We start from the raw sequence: 12852 nt of genomic DNA, 5'->3' as shown, positions 1-12852 counted from the left end.
TAAAATTAGAAATTAAAAATGTTACAGCCAAAAAGAGTAAAATACCGTAAGGTACAGAAGGCCAAAGGTAATATGAAAGGTAATTCTAATAGAGGAAACCAACTTTCTAACGGAATGTTTGGTATCAAATCATTAGATCAAAACCTATTAACCTCTCGCCAAATAGAGGCAGCTCGTATTGCGGCAACTCGTCATATGAAAAGAGAAGGGCAGCTTTGGATTAAAATATTTCCAGATAAACCTATTACTAAGAAGCCATTAGAAGTACGTATGGGTAAAGGTAAAGGTGCACCTGATCATTTCGTTGCAGTAATTAAACCAGGTAGAATTTTGTTTGAAGTTGGTGGAGTACCAATGGACGTAGCAAAAGAAGCTTTACGTTTAGCAGCACAAAAACTTCCTGTAAAGACGAAGTTTGTTATCGCAAGAGATTTTGATTTTAACGCTTAATTCTAAAAGACATGAAACAATCAGAAATTAAAGAATTATCTATCGCAGACTTACAAGAGCAGTTAGGGGCGTTAAAGAAAAATTATACGGATCTTAAGATGGCTCACGCCATAACTCCATTGGAGAACCCATTAGAGTTAAGAAGCTTAAGAAAAACTGTAGCAAGAATTGCTACAGAGTTAACTAAAAGAGAATTACAATAATTCTAGTCAGTTTTAAAGATGGAAAAAAGAAATCTTAGAAAAGAGAGAATCGGTGTAGTATCTAGTAACAAAATGGAGAAATCTATTGTTGTTAATGAGGTAAAAAGAGTAAAGCACCCAATGTACGGTAAATTCGTATTAAAAACGAAAAAGTACGTTGCACATGACGAGAATAACGATTGCAACGAAGGTGATACAGTTAGGATAATGGAAACGCGTCCTATGAGTAAATCTAAACGTTGGAGATTAGTAGAAATCCTAGAAAGAGCTAAATAATATGTTACAGACAGAATCAAGATTAAGAGTCGCAGATAACACTGGAGCAAAAGAAGTTTTAGTGATTAGAGTTTTAGGAGGAACAAAAAAGCGTTACGCTAGCGTTGGAGATAAAATTGTAGTAACTGTAAAGTCTGCAACTCCTAACGGAACTGTAAAAAAAGGTCAAGTATCTCGTGCAGTTGTTGTTCGTACTAAGAAAGAAATTAGACGTAAAGACGGATCATATATCAGATTTGATGATAATGCTTGTGTACTTTTAAATCCTACAGAGGAAATGAGAGGAACTCGTGTATTTGGTCCTGTTGCCCGTGAATTACGTGATAAGCAATTTATGAAGATAGTATCATTAGCACCTGAAGTGCTTTAAATCGACATTAAGATGAAGAAGTTCAAAATTAAATCAGGAGATACTGTTAAAGTATTAGCAGGAGATCACAAAGGATCGGAAGGTAAAGTTTTACAAATCCTTAAAGATAAAGATAGAGTTTTAGTAGAAGGTGTTAATATGGTGTCTAAACACACTAAACCAAGTGCTGCTAGTCCTCAAGGAGGAATTGTAAAAAAAGAAGCTCCATTACATATATCTAACGTTGCATTAATCGAAAACGGTGAAGCAGTAAGAGTTGGTTATAAAGTAGAAGGAGATAAGAAAGTTAGATTTTCAAAAAAATCAGATAAAGCAATATAACCATGAGTTACGTACCAAGATTAAAAGAAGAGTACAAGAGCAGAGTTATCAAAGCTCTTACTGATGAATTCGGTTATAGTAATGTAATGCAAGTGCCTAGTTTACAGAAGATTGTTGTAAGTAAAGGTGTTGGTGCAGCTATAGCAGATAAGAAATTAATAGAATACGCAATTGACGAGTTAACTACAATTACAGGTCAAAAAGCAGTTTCAACTATTTCTAAAAAAGACGTTGCAAACTTCAAATTACGTAAAGGGATGCCAATTGGTGCAAAAGTTACGTTAAGAGGAGTTAAAATGTACGAATTTTTAGATAGATTAGTTACAGCTTCTTTACCACGTGTAAGAGATTTTAACGGAATCAAAGCTAACGGTTTTGATGGTAGAGGTAATTACAACTTAGGAATTACTGAACAAATCATCTATCCTGAAATTAATATTGATCAAGTAAAAAAGATTAGTGGTATGGATATTACTTTTGTAACATCTGCAAACACTGATAAAGAAGCTAAATCATTATTAGGAGAATTAGGTTTACCATTTAAAAAGAACTAAAAGATGGCTAAAGAATCAATGAAAGCGCGTGAGCGCAAAAGAGCTAAAGTGGTAGCTAAGTATGCAGAAAAGAGAAAAGCTTTAAAAGAGGCTGGAGACTACGAAGCATTACAAAAATTACCAAAGAATGCATCACCAGTTAGAATGCACAATCGTTGTAAATTAACAGGGCGTCCAAAAGGATATATGCGTCAGTTCGGAATTTCACGTGTTACTTTTCGTGAAATGGCTAACCAAGGATTAATTCCAGGAGTGAAAAAAGCAAGCTGGTAAAAGCATGTTTTTATAAAAATCAAAAGGTGTACAACTATAAAAGTTGTGCACCTTTTTTGTTTTATATAATACTTTTAATGGTCGATAATATGTGTGTTTAAAGGAGGCGTTTTAAAAAAAAACATTATCAAAACAAGTCAATAAATTAAGACTCAAAATGATAAGCTTTAAAAACGTTTGATTTTTAAAAAAAATATGTATATTTGCACTCTGTTTTTTATAGGGTAAATTATGTCTTGTAAGTAACTGCTTGTAAAATAGCAAAGGCTTATAAGTGATTTATTTCTGAAAAGCAAAAAATGAATATTAACTGGTTTAAGGTTCAGTAACAATATTATTGAAAACCAAAACCGAAATTTAATTAATTATGTATACAGATCCAATCGCGGATTTTCTTACTCGAGTGAGAAATGCTATTGCAGCAAATCACAGAGTAGTTGAGATTCCTGCTTCAAAATTGAAGAAGGAAATGACGAAAATTTTGTTCGATCAAGGTTACATTTTAAGCTATCAATTTAATGATGATAAAGTTCAAGGAACTATCAAGATCGCTTTAAAATACGACCGAGACACGAAAGAATCAGTAATCAGAAAGATTCAAAGAATTTCAACACCAGGTTTACGTAAATACGTTGGTTCTAAAGAGATGCCAAGAGTATTAAACGGTTTAGGTATTGCTATTGTTTCTACATCTAGAGGTGTAATGACAAACAAGAAAGCAAAACTAGAGAATGTTGGTGGGGAAGTATTATGTTACGTTTATTAATCGCTTTGTACAATGAGTAGAATAGGAAAAAATCCAATCGCATTACCACAAGGTGTTGAAGTAAAAGTAGACGGAAACGTGGTTACAGTAAAAGGTAAATTAGGAGAATTAACTCAAGAGTTAAAGTCTGATATTACTGTGAAAATTGAAGAAGGTGTTTTAACAGTAGAGAGAGCATCAGATAGTAAAGACGATAGAGCAGCACACGGTTTATATCGTGCTTTAATCAATAATATGATTGAGGGTGTTACTAAAGGTTATACTAAAGAACTAGAGTTAGTAGGTGTAGGTTATAGAGCATCTAATCAAGGGCAAAAATTAGATTTAGCTTTAGGTTTTTCTCATAACATAGTATTAAATTTAGCTCCAGAAGTTAAGGTTGAGACAATATCTGAAAAAGGTAAAAATCCAATCATTAAATTATCTTCATTTGACAAACAATTAGTAGGTCAGGTTGCAGCAAAAATCCGTGGTTTCCGTAAGCCAGAGCCTTATAAAGGAAAAGGAATTAAGTTTGTAGGAGAAGTATTAAGAAGAAAAGCAGGTAAATCTGCATAATAAATAAGAGAAATTATTATGGCATTATCAAAGCTTGAAAGAAGACAACGAATTAAGTATAGAATTAGAAAAGTTGTTACAGGAACGGCTGCTAAACCAAGGTTATCAGTTTTTAGAAGTAATAAAGAAATCTATGCTCAATTAGTTGATGACGTTGCTGGAGTAACATTAGTAGCAGCATCATCAAGAGATAAAGGAATTACATCTAGCTCTAAAGCAGAAGCTGCTACAGCAGTAGGTAAATCAATTGCTGAAAAAGCAGTTAAAGCAGGAGTAGAAACTGTTTCTTTTGATAGAAATGGATTTTTATATCACGGTAGAGTTAAAGTATTAGCAGAAGCTGCTAGAGAAGCTGGTTTAAAATTTTAAGAAATTATATTATGTTAGGATATAAAAACGTAGAAAGAGTAAAACCAAGCGGATTAGAGCTTGTAGATAAATTAGTTGGTGTACAACGTGTTACTAAAGTAACTAAAGGAGGTAGAGCATTTGGTTTCTCTGCTATCGTAGTAGTTGGTGATGGTAATGGAGTTGTAGGTCACGGATTAGGAAAGTCTAAAGATGTTGCTTCTGCAATTGCTAAAGCAGTAGAAGATGCAAAGAAAAATTTAGTGCGCATTCCTATTTTAGATGGAACTTTACCTCACGAACAAAAAGGTAAGTTTGGTGGAGCAAAAGTGTTCCTTAAGCCAGCTTCACATGGTACGGGGGTTATCGCCGGTGGTGCAGTACGTTCAGTATTAGAATCAGTTGGTATTAAGGATGTATTATCTAAATCTCAAGGATCATCTAACCCACATAACGTAGTAAAAGCAACTTTCGATGCTTTATTACAGTTACGTAGCGCAGCAACTATTGCTAAGCAAAGAGGTATATCTTTAGAGAAAGTTTTTAACGGTTAAAATTTAAGACGATGAGTAAAATTAAAGTTACACAAGTAAAAAGTCAAATCGGTCGCCTTAAAAATCAAAAAAGAACGTTAGAGGCGTTAGGTTTACGTAGAATGAACCAAACAGTAGAACACGAGGCAACTCCTTCTATTATTGGTATGGTAAATACAGTTAAACACTTAATTTCCGTAGAGGAAGTTAAATAAGACAATATATAATCATGAGTTTACACAACTTAAAACCGGCAGAGGGATCTGTTAAGAAAGTTAAGAGAATTGCACGTGGTGAAGGTTCTGGTAAAGGTGGTACTGCTACTAGAGGTCATAATGGTCAAAAATCTCGTTCTGGTTATTCTCGTAAAATAGGATTTGAAGGAGGACAAATGCCACTTCAAAGACGTGTGCCTAAATTTGGTTTCACAAACATTAATCGTAAAGAGTATGTTGGTGTTAATTTAGACAAGTTACAAGGATTAGTAGATAGCGGAAAAATTAAAGATACAGTTAATTTAGACGTTTTAGTAGAAAACCGTTTAGCTCGTAAGAACGACTTAGTAAAAATATTAGGTGGTGGTGAGTTAAAGGTTAAATTAAATATAACTGTACATAAATTTACTGGATCAGCAAAAGCGGCTATTGAAGCTGCAGGTGGTGAGGCAGTTACCTTATAAGAATTGTAAATGATGAATTTTATAAATACTTTAAAAGACATTTGGAAGATAGAAGAGTTAAAAGAGAAATTACTTTTAACCTTAGGTTTAATTGCTGTATACCGTTTTATGGCGGCAGTTCCATTACCCGGAATTGACCCTACACAGTTATCAGCATTACAAGACAGTACTTCTAGTGGACTTTTAGGTTTATTAAACGCATTTACAGGTGGGGCATTTGCTAGAGCGTCAGTAATGGCACTTGGTATAATGCCTTATATTTCTGCATCTATTGTAGTTCAATTAATGGGTATCGCGGTACCGTATTTACAGAAATTACAAAAAGATGGAGAAAGTGGACGTAAGAAGATTACACAAATAACAAGATGGTTAACAATTGCTATTACGTTGTTTCAAGCACCAACCTATATTGGAATTATTCAAAACCAAATGGGATTAGGACCTGAAGCATTCTTAGTAACAGGAGCAACATTTTGGGTGTCATCAATTATCCTTTTAAGCGCAGGTACAATTTTTGCGATGTGGTTAGGAGAGCGTATTACTGATAAAGGGGTTGGTAACGGAATTTCGTTATTAATTACTGTAGGTATTATTGCTAATTTCCCAGCAGCATTTATTCAAGAATTAGTTTCTAAGCAAACAGCCGGTGCAGGAGGAATAATGATGATTTTAATCGAATTAATAGTTTGGTTTGTAGTAATCTTGTTAACCGTATTATTAGTTACCGCAGTACGTAAAGTAGCAGTTCAATATGCTCGTCGTACAGCAGTTACAAACATTAAAGATGTTGATGGCGCTCGTCAGTACATTCCATTAAAATTGAATGCTGCTGGTGTAATGCCAATTATTTTTGCACAAGCTATTATGTTTTTACCTGTAGCTTTAGGACAAAAATTCCCAGCATTGGCTAGTTTAACTGATAATTTCGGGTTATGGTACAATGTTATATTTGCTTTCTTAATTATTATTTTTAGTTATTTTTATACGGCGATTACAATCCCTACAAATAAAATGGCTGAAGACTTAAAAAGAAGTAATGGTTTTGTTCCTGGATATAAACCAGGAGAAGAAACAGCTAACTATTTAGATTCAGTATTGTCGAAAATAACTTTACCAGGATCTATCTTTTTAGCAGCGTTATCTATTTTACCTGCAATTATTGTTAAGTTTGGAGTTACTCAAAACTGGGCAATGTTTTTTGGAGGTACTTCTTTAATCATTATGGTTGGAGTTGCAATAGATACCATTCAGCAAATCAATTCGTATTTATTAAACAGTCGTTATGATGGTTTAATGAAAACAGGTAACAGTAACAGAAAATCGTTAAAATAATATGGCTAAGCAACCAGCAATTCAACAAGACGGAACTATTACAGAAGCATTATCAAATGCGATGTTTCGAGTAGAATTAGAGAACGGACATATTGTTACGGCTCATATTTCAGGTAAAATGCGTATGCATTATATCAAACTATTACCAGGAGACAAGGTAAAGTTAGAAATGAGTCCGTACGATTTATCAAAGGCAAGAATTACTTACAGATATTAAAAAAACACACTGATGAAAGTAAGAGCATCATTAAAGAAAAGAAGTGCCGAGTGCAAGATTGTACGTAGAAAAGGCAGATTATACGTAATTAACAAAAAGAATCCTAGATTTAAACAAAGACAAGGGTAATGGCAAGAATAGCAGGTATAGATATTCCAAAGAATAAAAGAGGTGTTATCGCTTTAACTTACATCTTTGGTATAGGAAACAGCAGAGCTAAAGAAGTTTTAGCAACTGCAAATATAGATGAGAGTATCAAAGTTCAAGATTGGACTGATGATCAAATTGCAGCGATTCGTGAGCAAGTTGGAACTTTTACTATCGAAGGTGAATTGCGTTCAGAAGTTCAATTAAACATTAAACGTTTAATGGACATCGGATGTCAAAGAGGTATTCGTCACAGATTAGGGCTTCCTTTAAGAGGACAGAGAACTAAGAATAACTCTCGTACAAGAAAAGGTAAGAGAAAAACTGTAGCTAACAAGAAAAAATAAGTTAGATAAGTAATAAAGATCTAATAATAGTTTATTAAAAACTATAAGGTTAGAAAACTAAATTACTAAAACTATAATAATCATGGCAAAGTCTAAAGTAACAAAAAAACGTAAAGTTGTAATAGAATCAGTTGGTGAAGCTCACGTAACTGCATCTTTCAACAATATTATTATTTCTTTAACAAATAAAAAAGGTGACGTTATTTCTTGGTCATCTGCAGGTAAAATGGGTTTTAGAGGTTCTAAAAAGAACACTCCATACGCAGCTCAATTAGCCGCAGAAGATTGTGCAAACGTTGCAAAAGAAGCAGGTTTACGTAAAGTAAAAGTGTACGTTAAAGGACCAGGTAACGGTAGAGAATCTGCAATCAGATCTATCCACAATTCAGGAATCGAAGTAACAGAAATCATTGATGTTACACCAATTCCTCATAATGGATGTCGTCCACCTAAAAGAAGAAGAGTATAAGTTGATTTAAATCAACTTATATTTTATTTCAGTGTACTTTTGTGCACAAATAAATTATATTTTAAACAAAGTAGGAATAAGATTATCGAAGGAGTTAGCCTTAATTCATAATCCCTACTAAATTAACAAGAAATGGCAAGATATACAGGACCAAAAACTAAGATTGCTCGTAAATTTGGCGAAGCAATTTTCGGAGAAGATAAAAGCTTCGAAAAAAGAAATTTTCCTCCAGGACAACATGGAAATGCAAGAAGAAGAGGGAAAAAATCTGAATATGCAATCCAGTTAATGGAAAAGCAAAAAGCAAAATACTCTTACGGTATTTTAGAGCGTCAGTTTAGTAACTTATTCAAAAAAGCATCAGCTTCTAAAGGAATTACAGGTGAGGTTTTATTACAATTATGTGAATCTCGTTTAGATAATGTTGTATTCCGTTTAGGAATTGCAAATTCAAGAAGAGCTGGACGTCAATTAGTTTCTCACCGTCATATTACTGTTAATGGTGAAATCGTAAACATACCTTCTTATAGCTTAAAAGATGGAGATGTTGTTGCTGTTAGAGAAAAATCTAAATCATTAGAAGCTATCGAAAACTCTTTAGCATCTAATAGTAATGTTTATGAGTGGTTAAGTTGGAATTCAGATCAAAAATCTGGAACTTTCATTAAGGCTCCAGAGAGATTACAGATTCCTGAAAATATCAAAGAACAGTTAATCGTAGAATTATATTCTAAGTAATAATTAATTATATTGGAATTCAGCCAAAGGGTCTATTAGCACTTCTTCACGCTTTTAGACCGCGCAACTGAATAACAATTAAAAAGAAGAAAATATATGGCAATTTTAAATTTCCAAAAGCCTGACAAAGTAATAATGATTGAATCTACAGATTTTTCTGGAAGATTCGAATTCAGACCTCTTGAACCAGGTTTTGGATTAACAATTGGTAACGCTTTAAGAAGAGTATTATTATCTTCTTTAGAAGGGTTTGCAATTACATCATTACGTGTTGACGGTGTTGATCATGAGTTCTCAACAATTCAAGGAGTTGTAGAAGATGTAACAGAAATCATCTTAAATTTAAAACAAGTTCGTTTTAAGAAACAAATTGAAGAGTCAGACAGAGAAACAGTATCAATAGCGGTATCTGGTCAGGAACAATTAACAGCTGGAGATTTACAAAAATTTATCTCAGGTTTTCAAGTGCTAAATCCAGATTTAGTAATTTGTAACATGGATAAGTCAGTAAATTTCAATGCAGAAATTACTATTGAAAAAGGTAGGGGTTTTGTACCAGCAGAAGAAAACAAAAGAGCAGGGGCACCTTTAGGAACAATTTTTACAGATTCAATTTACACTCCTATAAAGAATGTGAAATATGCTGTTGAAAATTTCCGTGTAGAACAAAAGACAGATTACGAAAAATTAGTTTTCGATATCGATACTGATGGTTCTATCAATCCAAAAGATGCATTAACAGAGGCAGCAAAAATTTTAATCCACCACTTTATGTTATTCTCAGATGAGCGTATCACTTTAGAGGCAGATGAAATTGCTCAAACTGAAACATATGATGAGGAATCATTACATATGCGTCAGTTATTAAAGACGAAATTAGTTGATATGGATTTATCAGTTCGTGCTTTAAACTGTTTAAAAGCTGCAGAAGTAGATACTTTAGGAGATTTAGTATCATTTAACAAGAGCGATTTAATGAAATTTAGAAACTTTGGTAAAAAATCATTAACTGAATTAGATGAGTTAGTGGCGAATAAAAACTTAAGTTTTGGAATGGATTTAAGCAAATACAAATTAGATAGAGATTAACCTTTCATATTTTGCTCCCCTTTAGAGGGTAGAAGCAAGATGAGAGCTAAAACCCAAATGTCATGAGACACGGAAAGAAATTTAATCATTTAGGAAGACAAACAGCGCACAGAAAAGCGATGTTAGCAAATATGACTTGTTCTTTAATAGAGCACAAGCGTATTAACACAACTGTAGCTAAGGCTAAAGCTTTACGTAAGTTTGTTGAACCTTTAATTACGAAGTCTAAAGAAGACACAACACACAACCGTCGTGTAGTATTTAGTTATTTACGTAGTAAAGAGGCTGTAACAGAATTATTTAAAGAGATTTCTGTAAAAGTTGCAGACAGACCAGGAGGATATGTACGTATCATCAAGTTAGGAAACCGTCAAGGAGATAACGCTTCTATGGCAATGGTAGAATTAGTTGATTATAACGAGTTATACGATCCAAAAGGAAACAAAGCTAAAAAGAATACTCGTCGTAGCCGTCGTGGTGGTGCGAAGAAAGTTGAAGCTGCTGTTGAAACTCAAACTTCACAAGAAGAAGAATAAAAATGAAAATTTTTATAAATTATATCAAAGGGATAAACATTTAATGTTTATCCCTTTTTTTATATATTTTTGCATACAAATTACACAACACACTAAATGAAATATCAACAACGTAAAAAAGCATTAGTTCTATTAGCAGATGGAACTATCTTCTACGGAAAGTCAATTGGAATAGAAGGAACATCTACTGGAGAGATTTGTTTCAATACTGGAATGACAGGTTATCAAGAAATATTTACCGATCCATCTTATTTTGGACAAATGATGGTGGCTACAAATGCACATATCGGTAACTATGGAATTAATAATGAAGAAAATGAATCGGATGGTATTAAAATATCAGGCTTAATTTGTCGTAATTTTAGTTTTACACATTCAAGAGTAGATTCTGATAGCAATTTATATGATTGGTTTGAAAAGCACAATTTAGTTGCTATATCTGATGTAGATACTAGAGCATTAGTTTCTTATATTAGAGATAATGGAGCAATGAATGCAATTATTTCAACAGAAACTGATAATATAGAAGAGCTAAAGAAACAATTAGCAGGAATTCCAAATATGGAAGGGTTAGAATTAGCCTCTAAAGTTTCAACTAAAGAACCTTATTTTGTTGGAGATGAAAATTCACCAATTAAAATTTCTGCATTAGATATTGGAATTAAAAAAAATATCTTAAGAAATTTAGTAAAAAGAGGTGCTTATGTAAAAGTATACCCTTACAATGCTAGTTTTGATCAAATGAGCGATTTTAATCCAGATGGTTATTTTATTTCAAATGGACCTGGTGATCCAGAACCATTAGTAGATGCTCAAAAAACAGCAAAAGAAATTATAGAAAGAAATTTACCATTATTTGGAATTTGTTTAGGACACCAAGTAATAGCATTAGCAAATGGTATTTCTACATATAAAATGCATAATGGACATAGAGGAATTAATCACCCAGTAAAGAACCAAATTACAGGAAAAGGTGAGATTACTTCTCAAAACCATGGATTTGCTATAAATAGAGAAGAAACAGAAGCTCATAAAGATGTAGAGATTACACATGTACATTTAAATGATCATACGGTAGCTGGAATTAGAATGAAATCTAAAAATGTATTTTCTGTACAGTACCATCCAGAGGCAAGTCCAGGACCACATGATTCAGAATATTTATTCGATCAGTTTATAGAAAATATAAAGAAAGCAAAGGTTGGAGCGTAAACGTTTTCGTAATTAGTTATATACAAATAACCAATAATCAACCACAATTAGTAAATTAGCAAGTATAAAATTAGCATTCCCGTGAGTTTAAATTCACGGGAATCTATATTAAAAATAAACAATTATGAGTATTATAATCAACATTCACGCACGTCAAATTTTCGATTCAAGAGGTAATCCAACAGTAGAAGTAGATGTAACTACGGAAAATGGAGTTATGGGTAGAGCTGCAGTACCATCTGGAGCATCAACAGGAGAGCATGAAGCGGTTGAATTGCGCGATGGAGGTGATAAATATATGGGTAAAGGAGTGTTAAAAGCAGTTGAAAATGTAAATACACTTATAGCTCAAGAATTATTAGGAGTATCGGTTTTTGAACAAAATATGATCGATCAATTAATGATTGATTTAGATGGAACACCAAATAAATCTAAATTAGGTGCCAATGCTATTTTAGGAGTATCATTAGCGGCAGCAAAAGCAGCAGCAAATGAATTAGGTTTACCTTTATACCGTTATGTTGGTGGTGTATCAGCAAATACATTGCCAGTTCCAATGATGAATATTATCAATGGAGGTTCGCATTCAGATGCACCAATTGCATTTCAAGAATTTATGGTAATGCCAGTTAAAGCAAAGAATTTTACAGAAGCAATGCAGGTTGGTTCAGAAATCTTTCATAACTTAAAGAAAGTATTACACGATCGTAATTTATCTACAGCAGTTGGAGATGAAGGAGGGTTTGCACCAACATTAGAAGGAACTGAGGATGCAATTGAAACAATAGCTTTGGCTACAAAAAATGCAGGATATGCGTTTGGAGATGAAGTAATGATTGCTTTAGATTGTGCCGCAGCTGAATTTTATGTTGATGGTAAGTATGATTATACAAAGTTTGAAGGTTCAAAAGGAGAAATTCGTTCAAGTAAAGAACAAGCAGATTACTTAGCTGCATTAGCAGAGAAGTATCCAATTATATCGATAGAAGATGGAATGGATGAAAATGACTGGGAAGGATGGAAATACTTAACAGAAATTTGTGGAGATAAAGTACAGTTAGTTGGAGATGATTTATTTGTAACGAATGTAGAGCGTTTATCGAGAGGAATTGAAAACGGAATCGCAAATTCAATTTTAATTAAAGTAAACCAAATTGGAACTTTAACAGAAACAATTGCAGCGGTAAACATGGCACATAATGCAGGGTTTACTTCAGTTATGAGTCACCGTTCAGGAGAAACTGAAGACAATACAATTGCAGATTTAGCAGTAGCGTTAAATACAGGGCAAATTAAAACAGGTTCAGCATCTCGTTCAGATCGTATGGCTAAATACAATCAATTATTACGTATTGAAGAAGAATTAGGTGGAGTTGCTTTTTTTCCACAAGAGAAAGCTTTTAAAATAAAGTAAAAATATAGTAAATAATATAT

23 protein-coding genes are annotated in these 12852 nt (G+C 33.2%); all 23 read left to right on the top strand.

Features of this window, described 5'->3' with window-relative positions:
• The first annotated feature begins 18 nt into the window (after positions 1 to 18).
• A complete protein-coding gene (gene rplP / locus Q0881_RS12420) occupies positions 19 to 450 on the top strand; it encodes a 50S ribosomal protein L16 (protein WP_299160727.1) in 432 nt (143 codons plus the stop codon).
• An 11-nt stretch (positions 451 to 461) separates the two neighbouring features.
• On the top strand, positions 462 to 653 hold the full coding sequence (gene rpmC / locus Q0881_RS12415; protein WP_299160725.1) for a 50S ribosomal protein L29: 192 nt from the start codon (positions 462 to 464) through the stop codon (positions 651 to 653).
• Positions 654 to 671: 18 nt separating this feature from the next.
• Entirely contained in the window at positions 672 to 929 is a 258-nt protein-coding gene (rpsQ, locus tag Q0881_RS12410) for a 30S ribosomal protein S17 (protein ID WP_099215304.1), read from the top strand.
• Position 930: 1 nt separating this feature from the next.
• A complete protein-coding gene (gene rplN, locus Q0881_RS12405) occupies positions 931 to 1299 on the top strand; it encodes a 50S ribosomal protein L14 (RefSeq protein ID WP_150900302.1) in 369 nt (122 codons plus the stop codon).
• 12 nt (positions 1300 to 1311) lie between these two features.
• Positions 1312 to 1620: a 50S ribosomal protein L24 gene (gene rplX, locus Q0881_RS12400; RefSeq protein WP_299160722.1), complete on the top strand. Its 309-nt coding sequence runs from the start codon at positions 1312 to 1314 to the stop codon at positions 1618 to 1620.
• A gap of 2 nt (positions 1621 to 1622) precedes the next feature.
• Positions 1623 to 2174 (top strand): 50S ribosomal protein L5, encoded by a 552-nt coding sequence (gene rplE, locus Q0881_RS12395; protein ID WP_299160720.1) that lies wholly within the window; start codon positions 1623 to 1625, stop codon positions 2172 to 2174.
• 3 nt (positions 2175 to 2177) lie between these two features.
• Complete coding sequence (rpsN, locus tag Q0881_RS12390; protein WP_299160717.1) at positions 2178 to 2447, top strand: 30S ribosomal protein S14; 270 nt, start codon at positions 2178 to 2180, stop codon at positions 2445 to 2447.
• A 367-nt stretch (positions 2448 to 2814) separates the two neighbouring features.
• Entirely contained in the window at positions 2815 to 3213 is a 399-nt protein-coding gene (rpsH, locus tag Q0881_RS12385) for a 30S ribosomal protein S8 (RefSeq protein ID WP_299160715.1), read from the top strand.
• Positions 3214 to 3225: 12 nt separating this feature from the next.
• Positions 3226 to 3771, top strand: a complete 546-nt coding sequence (gene rplF, locus Q0881_RS12380) for a 50S ribosomal protein L6 (protein ID WP_299160713.1) — start codon at positions 3226 to 3228, stop codon at positions 3769 to 3771.
• Between the two features lie 18 nt (positions 3772 to 3789).
• Positions 3790 to 4140 carry a 50S ribosomal protein L18 gene (rplR, locus tag Q0881_RS12375; protein WP_299160711.1) on the top strand — a complete coding sequence of 117 codons (351 nt, stop codon included), beginning with the start codon at positions 3790 to 3792 and terminating at the stop codon, positions 4138 to 4140.
• Between the two features lie 8 nt (positions 4141 to 4148).
• Positions 4149 to 4673 (top strand): 30S ribosomal protein S5, encoded by a 525-nt coding sequence (gene rpsE, locus Q0881_RS12370; protein ID WP_299160905.1) that lies wholly within the window; start codon positions 4149 to 4151, stop codon positions 4671 to 4673.
• Positions 4674 to 4684: 11 nt separating this feature from the next.
• The gene (gene rpmD, locus Q0881_RS12365; RefSeq protein WP_299160709.1) at positions 4685 to 4867 is read left to right on the top strand and encodes a 50S ribosomal protein L30; all 183 of its coding nucleotides are present in this window, start codon (positions 4685 to 4687) and stop codon (positions 4865 to 4867) included.
• A 14-nt stretch (positions 4868 to 4881) separates the two neighbouring features.
• Complete coding sequence (gene rplO, locus Q0881_RS12360) at positions 4882 to 5331, top strand: 50S ribosomal protein L15 (RefSeq protein ID WP_299160706.1); 450 nt, start codon at positions 4882 to 4884, stop codon at positions 5329 to 5331.
• A gap of 12 nt (positions 5332 to 5343) precedes the next feature.
• Entirely contained in the window at positions 5344 to 6663 is a 1320-nt protein-coding gene (secY, locus tag Q0881_RS12355) for a preprotein translocase subunit SecY (RefSeq protein WP_299160903.1), read from the top strand.
• Position 6664: 1 nt separating this feature from the next.
• Positions 6665 to 6880: a translation initiation factor IF-1 gene (gene infA / locus Q0881_RS12350; RefSeq protein ID WP_024740627.1), complete on the top strand. Its 216-nt coding sequence runs from the start codon at positions 6665 to 6667 to the stop codon at positions 6878 to 6880.
• A gap of 12 nt (positions 6881 to 6892) precedes the next feature.
• On the top strand, positions 6893 to 7009 hold the full coding sequence (gene ykgO / locus Q0881_RS12345; RefSeq protein WP_073316873.1) for a type B 50S ribosomal protein L36: 117 nt from the start codon (positions 6893 to 6895) through the stop codon (positions 7007 to 7009).
• Positions 7009 to 7374 (top strand): 30S ribosomal protein S13, encoded by a 366-nt coding sequence (rpsM, locus tag Q0881_RS12340; protein ID WP_299160703.1) that lies wholly within the window; start codon positions 7009 to 7011, stop codon positions 7372 to 7374. Before ykgO ends, rpsM begins: the two co-directional genes overlap by 1 nt.
• Before the next feature lie 82 nt (positions 7375 to 7456).
• Positions 7457 to 7843, top strand: a complete 387-nt coding sequence (rpsK, locus tag Q0881_RS12335; RefSeq protein WP_047789818.1) for a 30S ribosomal protein S11 — start codon at positions 7457 to 7459, stop codon at positions 7841 to 7843.
• A gap of 132 nt (positions 7844 to 7975) precedes the next feature.
• Entirely contained in the window at positions 7976 to 8581 is a 606-nt protein-coding gene (gene rpsD / locus Q0881_RS12330) for a 30S ribosomal protein S4 (RefSeq protein WP_299160699.1), read from the top strand.
• A 96-nt stretch (positions 8582 to 8677) separates the two neighbouring features.
• Positions 8678 to 9670: a DNA-directed RNA polymerase subunit alpha gene (locus Q0881_RS12325; protein ID WP_299160696.1), complete on the top strand. Its 993-nt coding sequence runs from the start codon at positions 8678 to 8680 to the stop codon at positions 9668 to 9670.
• A 62-nt stretch (positions 9671 to 9732) separates the two neighbouring features.
• Entirely contained in the window at positions 9733 to 10206 is a 474-nt protein-coding gene (gene rplQ, locus Q0881_RS12320) for a 50S ribosomal protein L17 (protein WP_299160693.1), read from the top strand.
• A 96-nt stretch (positions 10207 to 10302) separates the two neighbouring features.
• On the top strand, positions 10303 to 11418 hold the full coding sequence (carA, locus tag Q0881_RS12315) for a glutamine-hydrolyzing carbamoyl-phosphate synthase small subunit (protein ID WP_299160690.1): 1116 nt from the start codon (positions 10303 to 10305) through the stop codon (positions 11416 to 11418).
• 124 nt (positions 11419 to 11542) lie between these two features.
• Entirely contained in the window at positions 11543 to 12832 is a 1290-nt protein-coding gene (gene eno, locus Q0881_RS12310) for a phosphopyruvate hydratase (protein ID WP_299160687.1), read from the top strand.
• The last annotated feature ends 20 nt before the right edge of the window (positions 12833 to 12852 follow it).

Source organism: uncultured Tenacibaculum sp. (assembly GCF_947494125.1).
Lineage (GTDB): Bacteria > Bacteroidota > Bacteroidia > Flavobacteriales > Flavobacteriaceae > Polaribacter.
The sequence above is the reverse complement of the archived record's forward strand: the minus strand, read 5'-3'. Positions and strand labels throughout refer to the sequence as shown.

Bases quoted from the DNA above. Each gene is read 5' to 3' on its own strand.
- rplP (WP_299160727.1), top strand. From the start codon at position 19: ATGTTACAGCCAAAAAGAGTAAAATACCGTAAGGTACAGAAGGCCAAA.
- rpmC (WP_299160725.1), top strand. From the start codon at position 462: ATGAAACAATCAGAAATTAAAGAATTATCTATCGCAGACTTACAAGAG.
- rpsQ (WP_099215304.1), top strand. From the start codon at position 672: ATGGAAAAAAGAAATCTTAGAAAAGAGAGAATCGGTGTAGTATCTAGT.
- rplN (WP_150900302.1), top strand. From the start codon at position 931: ATGTTACAGACAGAATCAAGATTAAGAGTCGCAGATAACACTGGAGCA.
- rplX (WP_299160722.1), top strand. From the start codon at position 1,312: ATGAAGAAGTTCAAAATTAAATCAGGAGATACTGTTAAAGTATTAGCA.
- rplE (WP_299160720.1), top strand. From the start codon at position 1,623: ATGAGTTACGTACCAAGATTAAAAGAAGAGTACAAGAGCAGAGTTATC.
- rpsN (WP_299160717.1), top strand. From the start codon at position 2,178: ATGGCTAAAGAATCAATGAAAGCGCGTGAGCGCAAAAGAGCTAAAGTG.
- rpsH (WP_299160715.1), top strand. From the start codon at position 2,815: ATGTATACAGATCCAATCGCGGATTTTCTTACTCGAGTGAGAAATGCT.
- rplF (WP_299160713.1), top strand. From the start codon at position 3,226: ATGAGTAGAATAGGAAAAAATCCAATCGCATTACCACAAGGTGTTGAA.
- rplR (WP_299160711.1), top strand. From the start codon at position 3,790: ATGGCATTATCAAAGCTTGAAAGAAGACAACGAATTAAGTATAGAATT.
- rpmD (WP_299160709.1), top strand. From the start codon at position 4,685: ATGAGTAAAATTAAAGTTACACAAGTAAAAAGTCAAATCGGTCGCCTT.
- rplO (WP_299160706.1), top strand. From the start codon at position 4,882: ATGAGTTTACACAACTTAAAACCGGCAGAGGGATCTGTTAAGAAAGTT.
- secY (WP_299160903.1), top strand. From the start codon at position 5,344: ATGAATTTTATAAATACTTTAAAAGACATTTGGAAGATAGAAGAGTTA.
- infA (WP_024740627.1), top strand. From the start codon at position 6,665: ATGGCTAAGCAACCAGCAATTCAACAAGACGGAACTATTACAGAAGCA.
- ykgO (WP_073316873.1), top strand. From the start codon at position 6,893: ATGAAAGTAAGAGCATCATTAAAGAAAAGAAGTGCCGAGTGCAAGATT.
- rpsM (WP_299160703.1), top strand. From the start codon at position 7,009: ATGGCAAGAATAGCAGGTATAGATATTCCAAAGAATAAAAGAGGTGTT.
- rpsK (WP_047789818.1), top strand. From the start codon at position 7,457: ATGGCAAAGTCTAAAGTAACAAAAAAACGTAAAGTTGTAATAGAATCA.
- rpsD (WP_299160699.1), top strand. From the start codon at position 7,976: ATGGCAAGATATACAGGACCAAAAACTAAGATTGCTCGTAAATTTGGC.
- Q0881_RS12325 (WP_299160696.1), top strand. From the start codon at position 8,678: ATGGCAATTTTAAATTTCCAAAAGCCTGACAAAGTAATAATGATTGAA.
- rplQ (WP_299160693.1), top strand. From the start codon at position 9,733: ATGAGACACGGAAAGAAATTTAATCATTTAGGAAGACAAACAGCGCAC.
- carA (WP_299160690.1), top strand. From the start codon at position 10,303: ATGAAATATCAACAACGTAAAAAAGCATTAGTTCTATTAGCAGATGGA.
- eno (WP_299160687.1), top strand. From the start codon at position 11,543: ATGAGTATTATAATCAACATTCACGCACGTCAAATTTTCGATTCAAGA.